Consider the following 24,405-nt stretch of genomic DNA (forward strand, 5'->3'; position numbering starts at 1 on the left):
CCCTTTCTAGGGAAAAAATACAGAGTAAAAACAACCGATGAAGTTCATCAGGTTATACTGGCTCTTTTAGAATTTCACATCCAAATTCTTTAGCTAACTTTTCCGCTTCTTTGAGATCTTCTTCGCTCCATATAGACCAACCACCCTTTAATACACCATTATAGAAAATTTCTACCTTGTCTTTTTTAATGATCATTACTTTATCATTTCTTTTCTGCATCTGATCAATTTGATGATAAATTGCTTCTTGGATATCTACATTCATTACTTTCAATGCGATAAAGAGGCAGGACAGGGCATCCTCCAGTTCTCTTTTTGCTTTACTCTCGTCACCTTTCATTAGCGCCTTTAAAGACTCTGCGACTTCTTCATTTAAATGACTAATGGCTTTTTTAGCATCATCAGTCGTATATTTTCTATTGTTCCAGATCAGCTCTACAGCTTCTCTAATCTCCATAAACAGAACCTCCTCAAGAAATGTGCACAGTTATTCCTTATGTGATTGATCTATTATGTATATTCTATACAGGATGGTTGATCCCTGCAATAAAATAAGGACGAGATTTTTCGTCCTTATTTAGTCATCTAATACTTCTGTTTGTATTACGGTTTTATTCGTTTTTTTCTCGCTTCTTTTTTCCGTCATCGATTGAATTTTATCTAATAATTTTGGTGTAAAGTTTATGATATTATCAATCATGTTGGCATTCTGATCTACAGGAAGTAGTTTCATTTGTCCATTACCTACCACCATAAAGGCAACTGGCTGTACAGATACACCTGCACCTGTTCCACCAGCAAAAGGCAATTTATCACTGGTTTCCGAATCCTCACCAATTTTTCCGTTGGATTTTACAGCATGATATTCGCCGCCCCCAGATGCAAAACCAAAGGATACCTGAGATATTGGTATGATCACAGTTCCATCTGGTGTTTCCACTGGATCTCCTACGATTGTATTTACATCAACCATATCCTTTAAGCTTTCCATTGTTGTCTTCATTAAAGCTTCAATTGGATGAGCTCCCATTTCCTTCACCACCTTTTATAATAAATACGATACCTAATTTTAATGCTGCAATAATAATATGGCCTGTTTTAACATGAATTATACTATCCAGGTTTGTAATAAAGCGTTGTTCTTGAAAACTTGGATTTACCAATATATCGATATCTTCACAACGAATGTGATTTTGCAGAATAGATACAAGAATACCTTTAACAGCCCAGACAACACCTATAATTGTCCCAGTAATCGCAGCATCACCTGTACCTAAAATCGTCTTCCATTGAAAAGATTTAAGAACAATTTTTTTACTTATATAAAGCAGCACTTTATAATAGCGTTCAAAAAAATTGCTAAATCTTTTTTGATAGTGATCGATTTCTTTAAGATCAAGAAAATTTTTTTTCTTGGTTTTGGGATTCGGGGCCATATCTGCTTTAGTTTTTGTATCAATTTCTAAAATTGGCTCCTGCTTCGGAGATATGATCCAATCGATAATAGGCAATTCCATCTTATAGTTTACCAAGCCAAATAAGGTTTTAAAAGTTAATGCAATTCGATCATCTCGCTGATCTTTTTTTATTTGAATTCGAATTGAAATAGGCATAAAAAAAATAATCAGAAGAATACAAAAAATAAAAACAATAATCCATAGGTAAATCGGCAATAAAATCACCTCTAATTTCCAATTATAAGTATATTTTTTCCAAGTATGTATGAAAATAAACCTAATGCAGGAGAGAAAATAGTTCCCTCAGAATCCGATGAAAAGGTATTGACTTTTTTTGAAATTCGTTTATATTTAATATGTGTAAACAAAAAGTTTAATAAAACTAAATATAAGAAATAGTAAACAAAAAGTTTACTAAAACGAAATTTTTTATGAGTTTTTTGGCTTTAGAAAAGCTGAGGTGATACAAATGGATATTGGTGAAAAAATTAAGAGATTGAGGATATTAAATGAATTGACACAGGATGAGCTAGCACAGCGTTGTGACCTGACAAAGGGTTTTATATCGCAGATAGAAAGAGATTTGACTTCTCCTTCTATTGCAACACTGATGGATATTCTAGAAGCCTTAGGTACAGATATAAAGAATTTCTTTAATGAGGAACTAGAGACCAAGATCGTATTTACTGAAGAAGATATCTATTCTACGGAAAATGAAGACTTGGGATACATAATATCGTGGTTGATTCCGAACGCACAAAAAAATACAATGGAGCCAATACTTATCACTTTAAATCCCGGCAGTACAAGTAATATTGAATCCCCTCATAAGGGTGAAGAATTTGGATATGTGCTTAAAGGAACAATTAATCTTTGCATTGGCAAGCAAAAATATAAAGTAAAAAAAGGTGAAAGTTTTTCCTTTAAGTCTAGTAAAATTCACTATTTAGAAAATGTAACCAACAAGCCTGCAACCGTATTATGGGTAGCAAGTCCCCCATCCTTCTAGCAGATTGTAAATGCTTGATTATGAACCTCAATCACACAACCATATACTATCTGCATAGGTGGATAAAAAAAGAAGATATGGAAATGATAAATTTCAAGAAGTTATAATACAGTCCAAAGTGACTGTTTAATTATGAAATTGAATAAAAAAGGTGGGGTCACTGCTCCCGCCTTTATTTATGGAAATTAAGGAGGAATAAAAATGGATTTATGGTACACAGAAAGTCATACTGATCATGTAAGATTTTCACTTCAAGTAAAAGAACATTTATTTACAGGAGAAAGTGTGTTTCAAAAGCTGGATATTCTTGATACATATGAGTATGGGAAACTTATGACTTTAGATGGTCTTGTAATGGTTACAGAAAAAGATGAATTTGTTTACCACGATATGATTGTACATGTTTCCATGGCTGTCAATCCCGATATAAAAAATGTTCTAGTCATAGGTGGTGGCGATGGCGGAACTGTAAGAGAATTAATGAAATATCCTGGCATTGTACATGTAGATATGGTAGAAATCGATAAATTGGTTGTTGATGCAGCTAGAGAATATTTTCCTGCTGTATCCTGTGAAGTGGACAATCCAAGAGTTACAGTACTCTATGAAGATGGCATCAAATTTATAAAAGGAAAAGAAGCAGTATATGATCTAATATTAATTGACTCTACAGATCCTATCGGTCCTGGGGAAGGCTTATTTACGACTGAATTTTATAGTGACTGTTATACAGCATTGACTGAAAATGGAATTCTTATCAATCAAAATGAAACACCAGTTTATGAAAAGTTTTTTGAAGTTGGAATTAGCTCGAATAAAAAATTAAAGAAAATGTTCCCTTCCGTACATGTATATCAAGCAAATATACCAACCTATCCAGGGGGCTACTGGCTTTTTAATTTTGCATCTAAAAAATATCATCCAATTGAGGATATTAAGGAAGATGTATGGAATGGACTCAATATTCATACAAAATACTACAATACTGCTCTACATAGAGGCTGCTTTGCATTACCGAATTATGTAAAGGAGAAGATTGAACATGGAACTTTTTAATCGCTATTGCTTCATTGGATGCGAGAAAAGCTTCGAAGAAAGTGAGATCATCATTTTTGGAGCACCCTTTGATGGAACCTGCTCCTTTCGCCCTGGCTCAAGATTTGCACCAAATAAAATAAGAATCGATTCATACGGACTCGAAACCTATAGTCCTTATTTAGATCGAGATTTAGAAGATCGAAAAATTCATGATGCAGGAGATATTGATCTGATCTTTGGCAATAAATATGCGGTTATGGATACGATCAAAGAATATGCGCAACATGTAGTAAAGCATCAAAAGAAACCATTGATGATCGGTGGAGAGCATTTGGTGAGCCTGCCTGTTATCTCAGCGGTATTTGAAGAGCATCCGGATCTAGTAGTACTCCATTTTGATGCCCATACAGACCTCCGAGGCGATTATATGGGTGAGGAATTGTCCCATGCAACAGTAATCAAGCAGGTATGGGATTTTCTGGGAGATGGACGGATCTATCAATTTGGTATCCGATCTGGCCTCAAGGAAGAATTCTATTGGGCAGAAAAAGAAGGCCATACCTTTATGAATAAATATGGATATGACAAGTTAGATGAAGTTGTCCAAAAGATCAAAGACAAGCCTGTCTATGTAACCATTGACTTAGACATCCTTGACCCCTCAATTTTTCCAGGAACAGGTACACCGGAGCCAGGAGGGATATCTTTTACAGATATGTTAGACATACTGCAAAAATTAGATTCCCTAAATATAGTAGGGGCAGATGTTGTAGAACTAGCTCCCGATTATGATCCAACAGGCGTATCTACAGCAGTAGCCTCAAAAATTATTAGAGAATTAATGCTGATACTCTAATTATCTATAAAAAATAAAATCAATGACCCTAGAAACCGAGTTTTATGCTTCGGTTTCTGGGGTCATTATTTCCTGAAAATCTAATTTATCAAATTCACTAACTTCAGGCAACTCCTTTAATGAGCTAAGACCGAAGGATTTTAAAAAGTTGTCGGTAGTACCATATAAGATTGGCCTACCGGTCTTTTCCAGTCTTCCGTTTTCTATGATCAATCCTTTTTCTATGAGCGTATTAATCGCTTTATCGCTTTTAACGCCGCGAATGGCCTCAATTTCATGCCTCGTAATTGGCTGCTTGTATGCAATAATAGCCAATACTTCTAATGCAGCCTGGGTTAATCCTTTATTTTGTGCAGGAGTACACAATGCTTGTATGGCCTCGAAGTGCCTGCTGTTGGTACACATTTGAAAGTTATTGTTAATCTCTATGATCTGAATGCCTCTATCTTCAGTTTCTAAATCTCTTTTTAACTCTAATACACACTTCCGTATATATTCTGTAGGAAGGTTGAGTGCATCAGCGATGTTCTTGGCCGATAATGGATCACCCCATATAAACAACATTGCTTCGATCATTGATTTGATCTCTTTTTCCTTCTCTCTTTCTTCCACTTATTGCACCTCATTTGTACTTATTCTTCTTTTTACCAGTATCTCACCAAAAATATTACTTTGTTGTACTACGAGAAAATTTAGTTTCATCAGCTCTAATAATGCAATAAAGGTTGCAATGATTTCTCGTTTATTCATCGCATCTTCAAATAGCTCATCAAAGCGAACTGAAATTTTCGTCATAAGATAGTTTTGAATTTGCTTCATTTTCATCTCAATAGATATTTCGTCTCTTTTAATTTCATTGACAAAAAACTTTGTAACATTTATATTTTTTCTCTTCTGAAAAATGTTATTGACTGCGTTTATAAGATCAGTAATATTCAGATCATAGACCTCATTGGATTCATATTTAATATATTCATCTAATTGCTCTTGCGGTTTATAAAATATTTTTTTGTACTCCTCTTCCCTTTTCTTTAATTCAAGAGCAATGTTTTTATACTTTTTATACTCAATTAAGCGTGTAATCAATTCTTGACGCGGATCAATATCGTCGATATTCAAAGCTAATTGTTCTTCCTTTATATTTGGCAGCAGCATTTTAGATTTAATCTCGATAAGTGTAGCCGCCATAAGTAAAAATTCACTGGCAACTTCTAAATCAACCCGCTGCATTTCTTCAATATAGGCAAGATATTGTGCAGTAATCTTAGCAATCGGAATATCATAGATATCTACTTCTTCCTTTTCGATCAAATGAAACAAAAGATCGAAAGGACCTTCAAAGGTTTCAAGTTTTACATTGTATGACAAGATGCCCACCTACTCCTTCGTATAAATCAAAAGGTTATCTGCTTATGGATGTAGCTGATATACATCAATATGACTTAGATTTAGTTTTTTGAGGTTATTGCTGATTTTCTCTCTATATTCTATCATTTGAAGACCGCAATGACTATATTTTTTATTATAACACATCTATTGAAGGTTCTAGAATAAGCTGAAAGAAGGAAAAAAAGAAAGCAATTAATTACATAATTGCTTTCAAGGATTTTGTTTACTTAGTTGGTTTTGATACTTTATTAAGTATTTTTCCAAATATATCTATTAAGGATGCTGGTGCCACTTCAACATCTGTTATAATATCCATGCGTCCGATTTCCTGTCCATCTTTTTTAGCGATTATTTCACCAATTTTTTCACCGGCAGCAAAGGGTGCCTTGATTTGTTTTGGAAGAATAATCTCCTTCTCCACACTATTCTCTTCACCTTTTTTAACAAGGGCATTTAAATGATCCTTAGCGACAGCTTTTACAGTAGAAGCTTTGCCCTTTTCAACTTGAAGTTCGTCAATCACCTCGTCCTTACGAACAATGGGTACTGCACTAAAGGATGCGAAACCATAATTTAACAGTTTTTTAGCTTCTGCGAAACGAATATCAGAAGTTGGACTACCTAAAATAACGGCAATCAGAGTTAAGTTGTTTTTTACGGCTGAAGCAGAAAGACAATACCTAGCCTCTGAAGTAAAACCTGTTTTGATGCCATGAGCCCCAGGATATGTGCGTATAAGTTTATTTGTATTGACCAATTCGATTGTGGTTTGCCGTTTATTCGGAAGTCCTACCTTTATATTTGACATCCAAATAGTTAACCAATCGTGTATTTTCGGGTATTTTAATAATTCTTTTGACATAACTGCAATATCATATGCACTGGTATAGTGACCGTCCTGGGGTAAACCATTGGTGTTCATAAACTGGGTATCATTCATTCCCAATTCTTTAGCTCTTTCATTCATTCTCTTTACAAACATCTCTTCAGTTCCGCTTACATGCTCGGCAATAGCAACGCAGCCATCATTAGCGGAAGCAAGGGCGATTCCCTTCATTAATTCCTCTACTGTTTTTTCCTCATTGGGTTCAAGATAAAGCTGACTGCCTCCCATCTTAGAGGCCCTTTCACTGATTATAACTTTATCTTCTAAGGAGATCTTTTTTGTTTCAAGGGCCTCCATCGCTAACAGCATTGTCATAATTTTTGTTACGCTTGCGGGAGGTAATTTATCATGAATATTCTTTTCATAGAGTATTTTTCCTGTGGATGCATCCATCAGGATAGCAGACTTCGCATCTACGTCAAATTCTTCACCATAAACTGGAAAAAAGGCTGGATTTAAAATAAGGGTTACAGCAATTAATAAAAACAATATTCTATGTAGTTTATACCTCATCATATGTCCTCCTTGCATTTTCGTTTAATCTTAGCTTAACCAGTCAAGATTACAGTTATGCACAGTCGGAGGATGCAATTGACGAAAGGTATCATTTATAATTATAATGGTTGAATTCCTTTATCTGTTACGACCGCCTTAATCAGTTTTAGTTTTTCCACCTTTCGGTCTGAATAGGTGATAGCATTGGTTATAGTGGTATTTGCCACGTCCAATTTGCTTTCATTATTTGCATGTAATTCTGCAATCACATCGCCTCTTTTAATGAGATCTCCTACCTTTTTATACATCATGACACCGGCAGCCAAATCAATAGTTGAATCCTTTGTTTCTCTGCCAGCACCTAGACTAAGGGCAGCGACGCCAATATCATCAGCTTTTATCGATTGAATATAACCATTTACAGAAGCAACAACATTTCTTTTATATCTTGCCTTTGGAAGCTGCTGGGGATGATCTATGGCTGTGAGATCTCCTCCTTGCGCCTGAATAAAAGCTTTGAATTTTTTAAGTGCGGCGCCAGAATCCAGCATTTCTATAACCGTAGCTTCTGCTTCTGCAAGGGTATTTGCCTTTTTCGCCAGAAGAACCATGTAACTAGCCAACTTTACGCAAAGGGTTCTAAGGTCTTCAGGTCCGCGATTATTAAGGACTTCAATAGCTTCTTGAACCTCTAAACTATTTCCTACAGCATAGCCTAAAGGTTGATCCATATCTGTTAATACTGCGATTGTTTCTCGCCCCATTGCTTTTCCGATTTCCACCATTTCCATTGCAAGGCTGACTGCGCTGTCAAAGTCCTTCATAAAAGCACCGCTTCCCACTTTTACATCCAGAAGAATGGCATTGGCACCGGCGGCCAGTTTCTTGCTCATGATACTGCTGGCAATGAGAGAAATATTATCTACAGTTGCAGTTACATCTCTTAATGCATACAGCTTTTTATCTGCTGGGGCTAAATCACCAGATTGTCCGATGACAGCCAGCTTGATCTGGTTAACATTGCGAAGGAATTCCTCGTTGCTTATCTCTACATGAAAGCCTTTAATAGATTCTAACTTATCTATGGTGCCACCGGTGTGCCCCAGTCCTCTTCCGGACATTTTTGCCACAGGAACACCACAGGCTGCTACTAAAGGGCCGACGATGAGTGTAGTGGTATCGCCGACTCCGCCAGTACTATGCTTATCTACTTTAATTCCTTCAATCTGTGATAAATCGATCTGATCTCCAGAACGCATCATCGCATCTGTAAGGTAGAAGGTTTCCTCCTTGGACATTTTATTAAAGTAAATTGCCATCATTAAGGCAGAAGCCTGATAATCTGGAATCGTTCCATTTGTATATCCGGTAACAAAAAATTCTATCTCCTCTTTATTTAAGACCATACCCTGCCTTTTTTTATAAATGACATCATACATTCTCATGGACAATCACCTCTTATGAAAAATATATTATCGCTAGATAATAAGCTCTTTAAAGCTGGTACCGATAGCAGGTTTTTCTATACTTAACAAATCTGCTACTGTTGCTGCAATATCTGCAAAAGAAGTTCTGGTGCCGATATTTACATTTTGTTTTACTTTTTTACCATATACAAGGATCGGAATATATTCACGGGTATGGTCTGTTCCTTTATAGGTAGGATCATTGCCATGATCTGCTGTTAAAATAATGATATCATCTTCCTTTAGACGCTCTAAAAGCTCGGGTAATCGCAGGTCAAAAGCCTCTAGCGCTTGGCGATAGCCTTGAGGATCTCTACGATGACCATACTTGGCATCAAAATCAACGAGATTTGTGAAAATAATTCCTTTACTATCCCTTTTAAGATATTCTATTGTTTGATCGATACCATCCATGTTGTCTTTTGTATGAACAGCTTCTGTAATACCTTGGCCATTGAAAATGTCCTCTATTTTTCCAACTGCAATTACATCCAGGCCATTATTTTTAGCTATATCTAATAGAGTAGGCTCAAAGGGGCTTACAGAATAATCTCTACGATTTGAGGTTCTTTCGAAGTTTCCCGGTGAGCCGATAAAAGGACGCGCAATAACCCGTGCAACCTGGATTTCACCCATTAACATTTCTCTTGCTATTTCACAAATTTGATACAATTCGTCAATTGGGATGATCTCCTCATGAGCAGCAATTTGGAACACGCTGTCTGCCGATGTATAGATAATCGGAGAGCCGGTTTTCATATGTTCTGGACCCAATTGTTCAATAATTTCCGTACCGGAAGCCGGAATGTTGCCGAGGGTTTTTCTGCCGATTTTTTCTTCAAAGGCATCCATGATAAACTTAGGGAAACCCTCAGGGTAAGTTTGGAAAGGTTGTTCAATATGGAGTCCTGCGATCTCCCAATGTCCAGTTGTGGTATCCTTGCCGTTAGATTTTTCGGCAGCCCTGCCATAAGCACCTAACGGCGCAGCTATAGCGTCTACACCTTTTACTCCCTCTATATTTCCAAATCCAAGTTTTAGAAGATTGGGTATTTGAATACCGCCACAGGCCTTTACAATATTTCCGAAAGTATCAACGCCTTTATCGCCAAAGGCTGGAGAGTCTGGCAATTCTCCAATGCCTACGCTATCTAATACAAAAATATTTACTCGATTAATCATTTGAAAACCTCCTCACTTGATTTAAATAACAAGGATATTATACCCCGTACAGTGGAAAAGTAACGAAACCCTAAAAAAAGAAAGAGCCCTTTAGGCTCTTGGATGGGCTTTATTATAAACTTCCTTAATCTTATTTTTTGAAAGTTGTGTATAGATTTGGGTAGTAGATATATCGGAATGCCCCAGCATCTCCTGTACAGACCGTAAATCGGCACCGTTTTGAATAAGATGGATCGCAAAGGAATGCCTTAGGGTATGGGGTGTGATTTTTTTGTTTATTTTTGCTTTCTGCGTATACATTTTAATAATTTTCCAAAATCCTTGCCTTGTCAGACGGGACCCATGATAATTAACAAATAAGGACTTTTCCTCTTGATCACGAACAAGATTTTGTCTGCATTGGGTAACATATTTTCCAATAGCATCTCTAGCCATACTGCCAATAGGAATGATTCGTTCTTTTGCACCATTACAGCATTTTATGTAACCCATATCGAGATTAAGATGATTATGATCCAGAGACACAAGCTCTGTGACACGGATGCCCGTAGCATATAATAATTCCAGCATCGCCTTGTCCCTTACACCCTTTTCGCTTTTTTCGTCGGGCTGTGCCAACAACAACTCTACTTCCTTTAAACTCAGTACGCTAGGCAGCTTTTTTTCAGATTTAGGTGATTCAAGATTAAGGGTAGGATCCTTTTCTATCATTTTTTCATTTAGCAGAAATTGATAGAGAGAGCGGATCGAGGCAAGGCTTCTCGATATTGTAGCAGTCGCTTTGCCCATTTTCTGCAGATGAAGCAAATATGTAATGATCGTAGTTTTATTGGTATCTTTAAAACTTATCACTGATTTATCCTGTAAAAACTCAATATACTGTGAGATATCCCTTTTATAGGACTCTAAAGTATTTTTTGATAATTCCTTTTCATGGGTTAGATAATGGATAAAATCATTCAATAGCATATTCATTCTACTTGTCCCCTTTGTTCCCAAATACATCTTATAAGTACTATGTATTCAACATACTTATTAAAATTCCTTCATTCTTTTGCTAAAATGATAAAAGAATTTACTAAATAATAGCAATAACCTAAGGAAATGTCGCAGTGAAAAAGCTACATGTATTGAGACACAAAGCGCATGAAAATAGGTGTAGCATATGCTTCTACAATAGAACCAATGAGAATGACAAGAAAAACCATAGAGATAACTGTACTATAAAGCATGAATTGTCTTCCCATATCTATTTGATAATTCTTATTTAACTTGCTTTTAATGATCATAACAGAGAAGCTGATGGCGATTACGGCAATTATAATAATCCCTGGTATAATAAAAAGGTTTTGCGGAAGAATTGCAAAAATAGAAAAAAAGAATCCACTTAAACCCATTTGCTCAATTAAAAATCCAACGGTGAAACCTAAGATAAAGCCTCTAATGACGATAATCAATAGGATCAAGGGAATACCGATGATCGTTACGCCAAGAATCCAGGTCAGGATTCCTGTCTGAAGATTATTGATCAGTGATTGCTTTAATACAGAAAAAGCGTCAAAGGATTTCTGACTTAAAATTTGAAAAAAGCTTTCCATATAGCTGATTAGCTCTCCTTTATGCTGGTCACTTAGAGCTTTTACAGTAAAAGCACCTGAAGATATACCTACCATAAAGAACAGGATAACAATAAAGTAGATCAAGATATTACCCTGAATATGCTTCAATATAACTTCTCGTAATTTCCTAAACAAGACAAGCTACCCCCTTCCCTGTCCACCTATACCATTCTTATGCAGTGAAGAAAAAGAATATGACTTGTCTTTTTTTGTTTGTCCTATATAAATTCTATGGGAATAATATCGGACAAACCATCATATTATAAAAAAACAAAAATACGTCTATTAGGAAGTGATGAAAATGCTTAGAATTATTACTAAAAATCAAATCTATTTTATAGGAAAAATCTCTGATTTATTGGAGGCATTAGAAGATTTAGGCAACCAATATACCACAGTAGAGGATGCTATTCATGATCAGTTAAACATGAAATAGCTAGCTGTGCAGCTGCGGCAGCGGTAATAAAGAATTCTCTGTCTTCTTCTAAACCTCTGCCCATGGTGCTAAATTTTAATTTAGAATTCTTGAGTATGTTATAAAGTGCTTCCGGTTCAATCCACTGAAGTGTATGCTTCTCTTGGATTCCGGCTGTAGTAATCTGATTGCAGAGGATTTCTTTTTTTTGCTGTTCAAAAGAAGGTATACCTAGGTATACTTTCGTTTTTACGATTTTTTCTAAAACTGTGATAGAATGATGGCTTAAGCCATGATGTCGTTCCCTTGCATCTGCAAAACTGATTCTCGGAATAGCAATGGCGCTGCCGGATAAATCATTAACCGCATCAAGGATATTTCCTTGTTCAATTCCTGTAAACCCATACTTCGTTCCAGTGCCTACGATTCCAGGGCCCATAGCAACTACCGCTGCATCACATTTCAAAACCTCTTTGGCGGCAATGAGCCCATTATAGATATTGATACAGTCTAAGTCTCCGCCAAATGCATTCCCTACAGTAATGGTTCCTGCAATCATAGATTCTTTTTTCAAATTTCTGACTACATTACTTAGGGAAGCAGGTAAGGCTGCGCCATCCGTCATGATATAGGCAATCTTACAATCTGGTTTATAATGCTTTAACACAGAGACTACTGGTGCAAGCATACTATGAAGGGTACCCACCAGAATAGGCATTTGCTGAAGCGATTCAAAAGAATTGAATACTTCATGATAAGGACTCTCTTGTTCTTCAGAAGAAAAAACCTTTAACTGATAAGGCGTATACCTTAATTTCATGATATGTCCACCTGGAGTCAACGCATGTTCAGGGTGTGCTAGATTGCTGATGACGAAGTGATAACCCCCAGTGCCAAGCTGTAATTCCACTGCAGTGGTATTTAGCAAAATCCGGTCCCCTACTTCTACACCTCCGCTTAATTGATTATAGTTTATCGCTCTGGACTCATGATCATCAATGTCAACCATGATTTCTGTGAGCTCTGCTTCTTCTCTGATAATTCTAACAACCTTTCCGATTTTAACACTTAGCATCTCTGTTTCCTCATTTCCATATGGTATCATACTTATTATACAACTGTTTAGCATTTTATAGCCATAAAAAATCCCCTAGTCAAATACCACCAGGGGATAAAATTATTTCTTTCCGTCCTTCATTGCGATCGTTAAGGTAGTTGCCAAACCACCCCATAGAACAATAGCTCCAAATAAGAAAAAGACGATTGAGGTTGTAGACATCTACTTCACCCCCTTTATTGCAGGAATATTCAATGCTCCTTCTTTCCAAGGCTTTGCACTTATCATAAAAGAAACAATGATAATTGCTCCTACTACACCCCAGCCTAATAACAGAAGTGCAGAGATTGGATAGCCTTCATAAGGTGCCTTAATTTCAGCAATGAAGTTTTGTATTAGCATGAAAGCCAATATTGTTGGCGTGACAAACTTGATCATCACTTCCCACCACTTGCCAATTGGATAGATGGAAATCGGATTAACGTGTTCTCTGATCTTATGGGCGCCGTATAACCAGCCAACGATTGCAGCCTCTGCAAGTCCAATCACGACAATACCATAGGAGTTGATAAAATGATCCACAATGTCTAGGATATATAATCCAGATCCAGTTGCAAATACTGTACCTACCAAATAGCCACAAATCGCTGTTGCCGTAACAACTTTTTTACGATCTGCCCCTGTTTTATCAATCACTGCTGAAGAAAAGGCTTCAACCATGGAAACAGATGATGTTAAGCCGGCAAATACGAGGCAGACAAAGAATAAGATACCAAAGATTGTACCTAGAGGACCCATCAGCGTAAATACTTTTGGAAACACTACGAAGGCCAATCCTACACCCTGCTTTGCTACTTCTTCAATGGCTACACCCTGACTTGTAGCCATAAAGCCTAAGATACCAAATACACCTAGGGCTGCCATAAATTCAAAACCACAATTTGCAAAAGCAGTCATAAAAGCACTGTTGTTAATATCGGTTTTTTCAGGCAAGTAGCTGGAATATGTGATCATTACACCCATTGCTAAACTTAAGGAAAAAAAGATCTGTCCGTAAGCAGCAATCCAGACCTTAGGATCCAATACTCTAGACCAGTCTGGTGTAAACAGTTTGTTTAATCCCACTGTAGCTCCGGGCAAGGTCACGCCGCGAAGGGTAATTACTAGCATAATACCAATTAAGGTTGGCAATAAAATACGATTTAATTTTTCTATACCGCCAGATACCCCTCGGTAGCAAATGAACCAATTGCAGAACCAGATGAGTGTCATTCCGGCAAATATGGCTGGCCTAAATCCACCAAAATTAAATACACTGTCAGAAAGGTTTAAGAATTCACCAAAGAAAAATGTATTTGTGTCCGCTCCCCAAGATTGGGTAAATGAGAAAATAAGATAATTAATTGCCCATCCAAGAATTGCAGAATAATAGATTAAAATAACTAATGAGTTCAAGCTTGGCCACCATCCGAGCCATTCCCATTTTCTATTCGCTCTTGCTAAAGACATCGGTGTAGATCCTTTAAATTTATGGCCAAATCCATACTCTAATATCATAAGCGGGATACCGGCAGTAAGCAAAGCAAAAAAGTATGGAACTAAGAATGCGCCCCCTCCACTTGAATATAGCAAATACGGATATCTCCAGATATTACCCAATCCAACGGCTGAACCTACTGCAGCCAGTATAAATCCAAGTTTAGATCCCCATTGATCTCTGTTCTGTGCCATTGATTTTCCTCCTCGTAAATAGTATTTTATGCCTCTAAACTTCTTGAATCCTCCCTTCTGCATATTGATTCAATCCCCATAAAAGAATGAATAATTTTGTTATTTATTTATCAAATGCCTCAATTTTCTGACTTATTTCATGAAAAAAAATTGACTTTTCAATCAATCTTTTAAAATATCTATGAGGCTGATAAATAAACCAAATAATCTATGGGGTTTTCGACAAGATATTACAATTATAGCAACGGAAATGGGGGCTGTCAATCAAATTATATAAATTTTTGTAATAATATTAAATTTTTTTAATTATATGACATTAGTAGATCAAATAGGCTATCTGCCTATTTGATCTACGTAATTCAGGAACTTGTTATTTTCAATAATTTTTGTAAGAGAATATTTCTCTGTAATCCCATGAATGAGAATTAATAATGCTAATGCAATGATACGGAATAAAAAAGGCCCGTTAATAAATAGAATTCCCAATGAAATTCCTAGAACATTAGAGCCTGCATCTCCTAACATTGCCTTGGCTTTTAGGTCATAGGGAGTATATGCCAGTACAACGCCTAATAATCCGAACAGGGAAGTCCGAAGCTCTACGGAAACAGGAATCCAGAACAAGGGAATAAGGCATAGAAGAAATCCTTTTATAGATCTGCCGGGTCTTAAATCTAACAGGTTGTTAAAGTTTGTAAATAAAGCGATCATTAAACTGTTAATGAGAATATTTAACAATCCTTCAGAAAACAAAATACTAATGAAGAAAGCTAAAAAACCACCAAACAGTGCTTTGAAACCGCCTGTTGTCAGCTTGCCCTGAAAAAAAGAACGAATATGGCCCTTTAATCCAGTGACATTCCTATTCCCTAGCAAGTCATCCAGCATTCCTGCGAAACACATTCCAAAGGTACCTGCTAAAAATGCTGCTATGGATAATAAATGTGAAGGCCTTACAAAAACAATCACTGCTATGCTATTGAGCAGAATTACAGGTACGAAGATTAATCCCATGCCAACAGGAATAATTTCTCCGCGAAAATTGCTTTTAACACTGCCGCTGTCTTCTAAAAGGTGTGTAAACATGGGAATTATCAGTCTGCCTAGCAGAAAGGAGAATAAAAAACTCCTGATTGGCACAAGCATCATCTCATCACTCCTTTAGACTTACGAATCAAGGTTGCTAAGATTTGGTAAAACTGTTTCCCACGATGAATAAATCCTTTAAGATCTCTGCCAGTTTCCCGGTGAGTCATGTTTACATCTACTTCTTGAATTTGATAGCCCATCCTCAATAGATCTATAGTCATTCCCACCTCTACCCCATAATCTACAGGGATATTGCCAAAAGACTTTAACACCTCTGCATTGAATGCCCGTTGGCCGGAAAGGGAGGTAGTAATTGTCTTTCCTGTATAAAACTGAACACCGTATTTTGCCAGATTTTTCACCAATCCAAAACCACCCTTTTTCTTTGCCGCAGGAAAACGAGCGATGGTAACATCCGCTCTTCCAAGAAAGATCGGTTCAATCAGTTTATCAATCTCGGAAGCGCTTTCGCCAATGTCAGCATCTAAAAACACGATAATATCGCTGTCATGGACTGTTTTCATTACACCCTGCTGCATTGCATAGCCCTTGCCGGCATTGACAGGCATTCGATATACTTCTGCACCTGCAGTCTCAGCTGCTTTAGAAGTTTGATCCTTTGAGCCGTCATCAATTACAAGAATTCGGTTCACATAATTAGACTTATGCAAACCAGCAATTGTAGCTGAGACACGGTCTTCTTCATTATAAGCAGGTAATATTACGGTAATTCTCTTTGTCACAAACTCATCTCCTAATCAATCGTTATAAACCCTTCCGGCATATAAGCTTCGGCAGTATCCTTTTCACCAAAGTGGCCGGACCTTCCGCTTACAACCATTAACGTAGATATCTTTCCTGCAAAGGTATCTACGTTATCCACAGTAGAGATTCTTAGTTTTTTATAATCACTGATGCCTGATATCTGTACATTTGATTTTTCAACAGCTATCACAGGTATATTACTATTTTTGGAATAAGTGATTAAAGGAATGTCAATTCTATTTAAAATTTCTTTACCGGATTCCGTACTCCCGCCGGCGATTAAAACATAATCTGGAGGAAAAGTAAGGTTTCCAGAATAGTCTATGATTTTCTTTTCCTTTAAATAACGAATCAACTCAAAATTGTTTCCTTTCATCAATGCATCATGAAATTCTTTCAATAACTGCTTCTCAATCTCTGCTGCAGTTTTTCCTTTAAGTTTTAAATCAGCAGCAATTTGTTGTGCAAAGGCATCATCATTCAGCAAGATGGTGTTTTTTATCAAAATATTGGATACACTGTTTACACCAGCCTTCTGAAAGGCATCGATTAAACCTGAATAGGCGTAATCCTCACTTGTTTCGATAATTACAATATCCAAGTCCTTAAGTTTATCTTGAATTGCTTCCGGATAAACTGTATCAATAAACTTTAAATTCTTTTCCCTTTCTACAGTGAGCAGGTCATTTTTGACTTGGAGTTCGTCCTGTTTTTGTTTAAACTCATCAAATTTACTCTCCAACTGCTGTACAAGTTGCTGCTGTTGCTCAACAATCATTTCCTGTCCATCCAGCATTACGCCAATAAATATACCTACGCCTAAGGCTAAAAAGATTGCTACAAAAGAAAGTACATAATACTTCAAGTTTACAACCATAATGACATCATTCCCCCTACTATAATCCGAAGATAAATTTTAGACGAATATGAAGCAACTTTAAGATCTGTTGTACTTGTGGCGACATAAGTCCCACAATAAAAACTGGTATCAATGCTCCAAAAACAAGCCCTACCAAATATTTAAACTTAATACTTTCACGCTGTAATTTATTTACACCTTTTGCATCGATTAATTTTGAGCCCACTTTTAATCGTACGAGAAAAGTACTGGCCATTCCTTTTCTACCCTTTTCTAAGAAATCAATCATATTCGAATGCGTTCCTACTGCTACAATCAAATCAGCATTTTTATCAAAAGCCATTAACATCGCGATATCTTCACTGGTTCCAGGTGCAGGAAATACAATGCTCTTCAATCCCAGCTGTTCAACCCGCTCTAAGCCTGGCGCACGTCCGTCCGGATAAGCATGTACAATAATCTCTTTGCAGCTTAGCAGACATTGATCAGAAACACTATCCATATCTCCTACGATCAGATCCGGCACATACCCGAACTCCAAAAGTGCATCACCACCACCATCTACACCTATTAGGATTGGGTTGAATTCTTCAATATAGGCCTTGATAGCCATTAGATCTTCCTTGTAGTCTTGCCCCCGGACAACAACCAATACATGTCTTCCTTTAAAATCAGTATTGACATCTGGAATTTTTAAATTACCTAAAATAAAACTTTTCTCTTTTTTGGCATATTCTAAGGTGTTTTCAATAAATTTATCCAATTCTATCGAAAAGTTTTTTTCTGTTTCTTCTAACTTACTCTTAATTACTTCCTCAGTAAGCAAGATTCCAGAGCCTAGCCATTCATCATTTCGATAAATATCATTTTCAATGACTTCCAATATGTCATCCTCTTGGATCAACTCAAATAATTCTTGACCTACTTGATCTAATACGGGTAAACCAGCTTTGACTAGAATACCAGGTCCCAGGTTTGGATAGCGACCACTCATAGATTGATCTGCGTTTATGATAAGTCTTGGTCTACAAGCAACTAGCGAGTTTGCTGCCACCTCATCGATATCTCGATGATTAATAACTGCAATCTCATTGGTTTGTAGCCTTTTTACAAGTTCTTTTGTTTTTTTGTCTACTCTAGCAACGGATTTGATGACCATAACCTACCTCCCATCCCCTTTCATCATTGGTATAAAATGAAGGCAATTAAACAACCTCATTATTATAACATAAAAAAGCAACAATAACCTATGGCTACTGTAATTATTTGAAAAGAATAGGGAATTTTATACATTTTATAAAAATGTTGAGAAAAAAACTATAATGAAGGATAAATATAGAAAATAATGAAGAATTTAGTAACTTTTTTAGGTCCCTAAAATGATTCAGAGCTACGAATACTATGACGAAAGGAAAGGTGAATGAAATGAGTATATTTGTATTTAAAGTTCGGTTGGCAGTACTTCATGATTTTGTAGATCGATTAAAAGCAAATAAAGTACATTATATTTTGCAGAAAAATATGCTGAAACAATATGCGCAGGATCTGAATATAAGGTTAACTGAGAAAATGATTCTTGACCTGCTGTCATAATTACTGCGTGAAACACAAAAACGCAGAATTCATTCTGCCCTTCATATGATTTGGTATGTGCTTTCTTCAGCCATACTTTACTCTTCCTCCGAATGAATCCTTAATGATAATAAAATTACTATATGGTGAACATAATATTATTACATTAAACTACTCAATGATATATTACATTCAATGTTAAAGTCAATTACATTATGTTACTTTAGAAGGTATGGGAAAACACGTTGAATTTGCAACAGGTTAAACATAAGTGTCAATGTAACACAATAACTATTTTGTTACATTAGTCTTTATATCCCATGAAACACATATATATTCTCTTAAATGTTTCTTATTTTATAGGGGATAGGTACATATAAAAAAATCGGCTACAACGAATTTAAGTCTTGTCATTTTCACAAAAAAAAACACCTCTAAAATATTGGTTTTAAAAACTCAATAAATTTAAGGTGTTTGTTAGTTTAATAAGAAACCATTTATTGGTTCAGAAGAGAGTTGATGAGCTTTTCGAAACTAGTTGTTAAATATTTACGAACTCTGCATCTGTTGCTATATCAAGTTTAAACAGCTCTCTGCTCTAATCTTAACTTATCAGCAACCATGGCAATAAATTCGCTGTTTGTTGGCTTGCCTTTATCATTGTGTACGGTGTAACCAAATAATTTGTTAATGGTATCTACTTTTCCCCTACTCCAAGCTACTTCAATTGCATGTCGAATAGCTCTTTCCACCCTGCTTGGTGTGGTGTTGAACTTCTTCGCGATAGAAGGATATAATTCCTTTGTTACAGCACTCAGCAATTCTATATTTTCAACGACCATTGTGATGGCTTCTCTCAAGTATAGATATCCTTTGATATGGGCAGGTACACCAATTTCATGGATAATATTGGTGATTTCTGCTTCAAGACTTCTGTTTTTTCCAGGAGCATTAGATGTGCCTTGAATCATAACATCATTATAGTTTTTTCTTCTTTCTGATGCTGCAATTGTGTTCCCTGTTAGTTGACGGATTCGTTTAATAAATATTTCAAAGTCAAAAGGTTTTACAACATAATAATCGGCGCCTAAGCTAATTGCTCGTTGCGTAATTTTATCTTGTCCGACTGCAGACAATACAATTACCTTAGGAAACTTCTCAAGATTCATGCTTGCCAATCTTTCAAGAACACCCAAACCATCCAAATGCGGCATAATTATATCTAATACCAATACATCCGGTGACTTTTGAGATATTAATTCAATTGCCTCTAAACCATCTTTTGCTATTCCTACGATTTCTAAATCCTCTTGCTTGCCTAGATACTCACTCAAGATTTCACAAAAATCTTTGTTATCATCTGCAATCAAAACACTAATACTTTTCACTAAATTACCCCCCTGAAAATCTTTCTATTTTCTATATTATCTTCTGTAAAAATTAATTCGACAAAGATATAAAATTTCCTTCTTATATGGAAAAGATTAGCATATTTTTTTAAAGTTTTTCTTTTAAAGTAATATGTAAGAGAGTACTTTTAATTAAATCCTTTAAAAGCACTCTCTTCTGCAGAATATTAATCATTATTAGCAATCTTGCTGCTACTATAGGCTTGAATATTAGCTTCTTGCATCATCCATTCAATAAATAATCCGTAACCCTTCGTCGGATCATTTACAAATACATGGGTAACTGCACCTACAAGCTTGTTATTTTGAATAATTGGGCTGCCACTCATTCCTTGAACAATACCACCGCTTTTAGACAGTAATCGTTCATCTGTAACCCGAATCACCATGCTTTTTGTGTTAGGGTTTTTCTGACGATTGACCTTTTCTATATAAATTTCATATTCTTTAATTTCATCATTATCTAAAGTCGTTAAAATTGTAGCCTTTCCTTCTCTAATTTCATGTTGAAAAGCAATTTCCATAGGTTTTTCATAAAGTACATTGCTTATGGATTCATAAGCTTTTCCATAAATTCCATAGTGGGTATTTTTTTCCAGATTTCCAATCGGTTTTAGGGTATCATAAAAAATCCCTTTAATTTCTCCAGGCTTCCCTCTTTTACCTTGTTCAACAGAAGCTACTCTGGATTTTACTACTTCACCATTCTCAACAGTTAATAAAAGCCCAGTATCGATATCGGTTATAGCATGTCCTAGTGCACCAAATTTCATAGAATCCGGGTGAAAGAAAGTCAGTGTGCCAACACCAGCCGTCTTATCTCTTACCCACAAACCTAATCGGTATTCTCCCTCATCTTTTGATTGTATTGGCTGAATGGTTAGCTGGATTAACTTATCTCCTCTTTTTACCTTTAGATTAACCGGTTGATTCTTAACACTAATGTTGTTTATGATAGAAGTTACATGATTTGCATCTCTAACATTTTCCTGATTGATCTCTAAAATACTATCACCGATAGATAATCCCGCCGTATAACCGGGATTATATTTTTTTCCGTCAATTCCTTCAATTTCTTCTAGACCTACAACTAAGACACCCTTTGTATTTAACCTTACACCTACTGATTGACCTCCGGGAATTACCTTAATTTTAGGAATCACATCCACTGTCAAGCTACGGTAAGGTACAAAACCAAACAATCTTAAATCTAAGTTTGTACTTCCTATTTGCAGAGAGTTTAGATGGACCTTGTCATTACTTTTACTGCCTTCTTTGACGAGTTGTATAATGTTATGATCCGTCTGTTTTTCACTTAGCCTTAAAGGAAATCTTATTTCTAAGCTTTGAGATTCGCCTTCAAACATCTTTAAATGATTTGGATAAGCAGTATATTCCTTTATCAAAAACACATAAAAAGCAGTTAATAAAACTGCAAAGAAAAACAATGAAAGAACGGACCTTCTTCTATTACCAATCAATAATGATCACACTCCCATTTTCCCCAAAGAGTTTTCATACACCTCCTCAAAATCTTCAATGGCTATACATTTAATTTAGCCTGAATTAAAAGGTATTATGCTACGTAAATATTGTAATTAACACCTTAATCAGAAAAGAATGATTTTCACTATTGATTTTAAGAAATTAATTCGGTTAAAAATCAATACTGTCACCTTGAGTGTCAGCAAAGGATCTGGAAAAAGAAATTTTATTACTAAACGTCTTTACTTTCTTTAAGAAAACACAAAAAATAAAAAATAAGTTTGTATGTGTACAAACTTATTTTTAGGATGAAATTGATTTTTTATAATCAGTACTAGAATTCAACATTTCCTTTGCATGCTTCAGCGTTAAATCTGTAATTGCTGCACCACCTAATAATCTTCCCAATTCTGTTATACGCTCTTTTTTCTGCAAATGACGAAGATTTGTAAGTGTCTTTTCATCTGTAGAGACTTTTTCGATATAAAAATGTGTATCGGCCATCCGTGCAATCTGAGGAAGGTGAGTAATACAGAGGATTTGATGGGTTTGTGAAATGTTAGCCAGCTTTTCACCAACGATATTTGCAGTACGACCACTGATTCCTGTATCTATTTCATCAAATATAAGAGTCGGTATATTATCATTTTTTGCTAAAATAGCTTTTAATGCCAGCATAATTCTGGACATTTCACCGCCAGACGCTATTTTTGAAAGCGGCTTGAGCGGTTCTCCAGCATTGGTGGAAATCATAAATTCTACACGATCAATTCCTTTTGAAGTAAAATGAACATTTCCATGCCTATCCACACTTTCGATAAAATGAATACGAAAAGCAGCTTTTTCCATATTTAGGCTAATGAGTTCTTCTGTGATCCTCTTTTCTAATTTTGACGCTATTTCTTTTCTACTCTTACGCAATAAAAGAGATAAATTCAAAAGCTCATCTTGTAAAGTTTGGATTTGTTCATTTAATTCAGCAATAATCGTCTCACTATTCTTGATATCTTCTAGCTCATCATAAATTGACTGGCGGTAAGCGAGGATTTCTTCAATATCTTTGCCGTATTTTCGCTTTAAATTATTAATCTGATCCAGCCTTTTTTCTATTTGTTCCAAGGCTTGAGGATTAAAATCAATATGATCACGATAGTTTCGAATATCTCTTGATACATCCTCCATCTTATACTGACATTCCTGCAATACTGAAAATATGTCTGCTATATTTTTATCCAAATCTTTATAGTGATCCATTTCACCGACGATATTACCGACGCCATCCAATACCGATGGATAAATTTCTGTTCCATTATAGAGAATCTCGTAGGCTTTTGCCATCACATGATATATTTTTTCACTGTTGGACAACAACTGTTGTTCTACAGCCAACTGTTCTATTTCATCCTTTTTCAGCTGTGCTTGATCAATTTCATTTATTTGGAAGGAAAGCAAATCTACTTTACGTTCTCGTTCCAAGCTATTGCCAAATAAGCTAGAAAGTTTTTCTTTGAGTCCTTTTAAAGCATGATATTTCTCATCAATGCGCTTTCTCAAAGTCATTGTGTCCTGTTCACCAAAAGAATCTAATATTTCAATATGATTTTCTGGGTAGAGCAAGGATTGATGTTCATGTTGACCATGAATATCGATGAGATACTTACTGACTTCTTTGAGAGTAGACAGGGTTACGGCCCGGTCATTTATCCTGCAGACGCTTCTGCCGCTGCTGTAGATTTCTCGTGTTAAAATCAGTGTATGATCATCCTCCAGATCAATATCCTGGTCGGAAAGCAGCGACTTCAACTCCGGGTTGGTACTTTGAAATAGGATTTGAATCGTTGCTTTATCCGTACCTGTACGAATATAGTTTTTGTCAGCTCTTTCCCCGATAGCCATATTCACTGCATCAATAATAATGGATTTACCTGCACCCGTTTCACCGGTTAAAATATTTAAACCTTCATTAAAGCGGACCGTAAGTTTGTCTATTAATGCAAAATTTTGTATAGCCAACTCTAAGAGCATTCCAAAACCTCCAGCCTTATCTCATTAATTTCTTAAATTTTTCTACTAGTTCTCCAACCATATTTTCATCTCTAGCTAAAATGAAAATGGTATCATCTCCGGCGATTGTTCCGACCAACTCTTTAACATCAAGGGCATCAATGGCAGCACAGGCAGCATTTGCAGCGCCGGATAGCGTCTTTAACACAACGATATTTCCTGCATAATCAATAGATAATATAGAATCTTTAAATATTTTGACCAATCTGTCAGAGATAGCGCTTTCCTGTTGCTTCATAGAAGCATATTTATATCGCCCGTTTTTGGCCAATACTTTGATCAAACGCAATTCTTTAATATCTCTTGATACTGTCGCCTGGGTAACGTTAATACCGCCTTTTTTTAGAAACTCAGCCAATTCCTCTTGCGTTTCGATTTCATTGTTTTCGATAATCTCTAATATTTTGGCATGCCTGGAATATTTCATAAAAAACCTCCTAACCGATTTTACTTTCCTCTAAAACAGTCTAATTAGAACTATATAGAAGAGAAGATCCTGTAAAGCTAATATTTATTACACTATTCTACATATTTCTATCGAATCCTTTAAGACGGATAAAAT

At 36.0% G+C, this 24,405-nt stretch carries 26 protein-coding genes; 5 read left to right on the forward strand and 21 right to left on the reverse strand.

The genetic code is table 11. The features are described 5' to 3' along the window. Positions 1-52: 52 nt before the first annotated feature. From Gferi_RS00125 to Gferi_RS00135, 3 genes are all read right to left on the reverse strand, one after another. Positions 53-457, reverse strand: coding sequence for a MazG nucleotide pyrophosphohydrolase domain-containing protein (locus tag Gferi_RS00125; protein WP_069973677.1), 405 nt, complete (start codon positions 455-457; stop codon positions 53-55). Between the two features lie 120 nt (positions 458-577). Continuing rightward, entirely contained in the window at positions 578-1,030 is a 453-nt protein-coding gene (ytfJ, locus tag Gferi_RS00130; RefSeq protein WP_069973678.1) for a GerW family sporulation protein, read from the reverse strand. Beyond that, positions 1,011-1,682, reverse strand: a complete 672-nt coding sequence (locus Gferi_RS00135; protein ID WP_156782283.1) for a DUF2953 domain-containing protein — start codon at positions 1,680-1,682, stop codon at positions 1,011-1,013. Before Gferi_RS00135 ends, ytfJ begins: the two co-directional genes overlap by 20 nt. 244 nt (positions 1,683-1,926) lie before the next feature. Here Gferi_RS00135 and Gferi_RS00140 point away from each other — a divergent pair, with 244 nt between their 5' ends. The 3 genes from Gferi_RS00140 (at position 1,927) to speB (ending at position 4,360) form a co-directional block, all read left to right on the forward strand. Further along, positions 1,927-2,466: a helix-turn-helix domain-containing protein gene (locus Gferi_RS00140; protein ID WP_069973680.1), complete on the forward strand. Its 540-nt coding sequence runs from the start codon at positions 1,927-1,929 to the stop codon at positions 2,464-2,466. Between the two features lie 201 nt (positions 2,467-2,667). Continuing rightward, on the forward strand, positions 2,668-3,522 hold the full coding sequence (gene speE, locus Gferi_RS00145) for a polyamine aminopropyltransferase (protein ID WP_069973681.1): 855 nt from the start codon (positions 2,668-2,670) through the stop codon (positions 3,520-3,522). Beyond that, positions 3,509-4,360 (forward strand): agmatinase, encoded by an 852-nt coding sequence (speB, locus tag Gferi_RS00150; protein WP_069973682.1) that lies wholly within the window; start codon positions 3,509-3,511, stop codon positions 4,358-4,360. The genes speE and speB overlap by 14 nt, the downstream gene beginning before the upstream one ends. 42 nt (positions 4,361-4,402) lie before the next feature. Here the strand turns inward: speB and scpB are convergent, their stop codons facing one another. From scpB to spoIIM, 7 genes are all read right to left on the reverse strand, one after another. Beyond that, positions 4,403-4,972 carry an SMC-Scp complex subunit ScpB gene (scpB, locus tag Gferi_RS00155; RefSeq protein ID WP_236932671.1) on the reverse strand — a complete coding sequence of 190 codons (570 nt, stop codon included), beginning with the start codon at positions 4,970-4,972 and terminating at the stop codon, positions 4,403-4,405. Continuing rightward, complete coding sequence (locus tag Gferi_RS00160; RefSeq protein ID WP_069973683.1) at positions 4,973-5,728, reverse strand: segregation and condensation protein A; 756 nt, start codon at positions 5,726-5,728, stop codon at positions 4,973-4,975. A gap of 244 nt (positions 5,729-5,972) precedes the next feature. Next, positions 5,973-7,151, reverse strand: coding sequence for a D-alanyl-D-alanine carboxypeptidase family protein (locus Gferi_RS00165; protein ID WP_236932672.1), 1,179 nt, complete (start codon positions 7,149-7,151; stop codon positions 5,973-5,975). A 98-nt stretch (positions 7,152-7,249) separates the two neighbouring features. Next, on the reverse strand, positions 7,250-8,575 hold the full coding sequence (locus Gferi_RS00170) for a pyrimidine-nucleoside phosphorylase (protein WP_069973685.1): 1,326 nt from the start codon (positions 8,573-8,575) through the stop codon (positions 7,250-7,252). Positions 8,576-8,608: 33 nt separating this feature from the next. Continuing rightward, positions 8,609-9,778 (reverse strand): phosphopentomutase, encoded by a 1,170-nt coding sequence (locus Gferi_RS00175; RefSeq protein ID WP_069973686.1) that lies wholly within the window; start codon positions 9,776-9,778, stop codon positions 8,609-8,611. A 90-nt stretch (positions 9,779-9,868) separates the two neighbouring features. Next, complete coding sequence (gene xerD / locus Gferi_RS00180; protein ID WP_069973687.1) at positions 9,869-10,753, reverse strand: site-specific tyrosine recombinase XerD; 885 nt, start codon at positions 10,751-10,753, stop codon at positions 9,869-9,871. A 146-nt stretch (positions 10,754-10,899) separates the two neighbouring features. Then, positions 10,900-11,532, reverse strand: coding sequence for a stage II sporulation protein M (spoIIM, locus tag Gferi_RS00185; protein ID WP_069973688.1), 633 nt, complete (start codon positions 11,530-11,532; stop codon positions 10,900-10,902). 166 nt (positions 11,533-11,698) lie between these two features. Here spoIIM and Gferi_RS29005 point away from each other — a divergent pair, with 166 nt between their 5' ends. Beyond that, positions 11,699-11,833, forward strand: coding sequence for a hypothetical protein (locus tag Gferi_RS29005; RefSeq protein WP_257785964.1), 135 nt, complete (start codon positions 11,699-11,701; stop codon positions 11,831-11,833). On the opposite strand, the gene Gferi_RS00190 is transcribed toward Gferi_RS29005, so the two are convergent. The 7 genes from Gferi_RS00190 to steA all read right to left on the reverse strand — a co-directional run bounded on the left by Gferi_RS00190 (position 11,805) and on the right by steA (position 18,472). Next, the gene (locus Gferi_RS00190; RefSeq protein ID WP_069973689.1) at positions 11,805-12,887 is read right to left on the reverse strand and encodes a DUF3866 family protein; all 1,083 of its coding nucleotides are present in this window, start codon (positions 12,885-12,887) and stop codon (positions 11,805-11,807) included. The two genes, Gferi_RS29005 and Gferi_RS00190, sit on opposite strands and share 29 nt — an antisense overlap. A 102-nt stretch (positions 12,888-12,989) precedes the next feature. Next, positions 12,990-13,091: a MetS family NSS transporter small subunit gene (locus Gferi_RS27855; RefSeq protein ID WP_156782284.1), complete on the reverse strand. Its 102-nt coding sequence runs from the start codon at positions 13,089-13,091 to the stop codon at positions 12,990-12,992. After that, a complete protein-coding gene (locus Gferi_RS00195) occupies positions 13,092-14,600 on the reverse strand; it encodes a sodium-dependent transporter (protein ID WP_069973690.1) in 1,509 nt (502 codons plus the stop codon). It lies immediately after the preceding gene. Positions 14,601-14,933: 333 nt separating this feature from the next. Next, a complete protein-coding gene (locus Gferi_RS00200; RefSeq protein ID WP_069973691.1) occupies positions 14,934-15,749 on the reverse strand; it encodes an MraY family glycosyltransferase in 816 nt (271 codons plus the stop codon). After that, entirely contained in the window at positions 15,746-16,432 is a 687-nt protein-coding gene (locus tag Gferi_RS00205) for a glycosyltransferase family 2 protein (RefSeq protein WP_069973692.1), read from the reverse strand. Before Gferi_RS00205 ends, Gferi_RS00200 begins: the two co-directional genes overlap by 4 nt. Before the next feature lie 11 nt (positions 16,433-16,443). Then, positions 16,444-17,331 carry a copper transporter gene (locus Gferi_RS00210; RefSeq protein ID WP_069973693.1) on the reverse strand — a complete coding sequence of 296 codons (888 nt, stop codon included), beginning with the start codon at positions 17,329-17,331 and terminating at the stop codon, positions 16,444-16,446. 19 nt (positions 17,332-17,350) lie between these two features. Continuing rightward, the gene (gene steA / locus Gferi_RS00215) at positions 17,351-18,472 is read right to left on the reverse strand and encodes a putative cytokinetic ring protein SteA (protein WP_069973694.1); all 1,122 of its coding nucleotides are present in this window, start codon (positions 18,470-18,472) and stop codon (positions 17,351-17,353) included. Positions 18,473-18,738: 266 nt separating this feature from the next. Here steA and Gferi_RS27860 point away from each other — a divergent pair, with 266 nt between their 5' ends. Beyond that, entirely contained in the window at positions 18,739-18,906 is a 168-nt protein-coding gene (locus Gferi_RS27860) for a hypothetical protein (RefSeq protein WP_156782285.1), read from the forward strand. Positions 18,907-19,466: 560 nt separating this feature from the next. Here the strand turns inward: Gferi_RS27860 and spo0A are convergent. From spo0A to Gferi_RS00235, 4 genes are all read right to left on the reverse strand, one after another. After that, positions 19,467-20,273 carry a sporulation transcription factor Spo0A gene (gene spo0A, locus Gferi_RS00220; protein WP_069973695.1) on the reverse strand — a complete coding sequence of 269 codons (807 nt, stop codon included), beginning with the start codon at positions 20,271-20,273 and terminating at the stop codon, positions 19,467-19,469. 188 nt (positions 20,274-20,461) lie between these two features. Further along, positions 20,462-21,775 carry a SpoIVB peptidase gene (gene spoIVB, locus Gferi_RS00225; RefSeq protein ID WP_069973696.1) on the reverse strand — a complete coding sequence of 438 codons (1,314 nt, stop codon included), beginning with the start codon at positions 21,773-21,775 and terminating at the stop codon, positions 20,462-20,464. Between the two features lie 307 nt (positions 21,776-22,082). Continuing rightward, on the reverse strand, positions 22,083-23,804 hold the full coding sequence (recN, locus tag Gferi_RS00230) for a DNA repair protein RecN (protein WP_069973697.1): 1,722 nt from the start codon (positions 23,802-23,804) through the stop codon (positions 22,083-22,085). Positions 23,805-23,820: 16 nt separating this feature from the next. Then, the gene (locus tag Gferi_RS00235) at positions 23,821-24,270 is read right to left on the reverse strand and encodes an arginine repressor (protein WP_069973698.1); all 450 of its coding nucleotides are present in this window, start codon (positions 24,268-24,270) and stop codon (positions 23,821-23,823) included. Positions 24,271-24,405 lie beyond the last annotated feature (135 nt).

The sequence above is a fragment of the Geosporobacter ferrireducens genome (assembly GCF_001750685.1).
Taxonomy (GTDB): Bacteria; Bacillota; Clostridia; order Peptostreptococcales; family Thermotaleaceae; genus Geosporobacter; species Geosporobacter ferrireducens.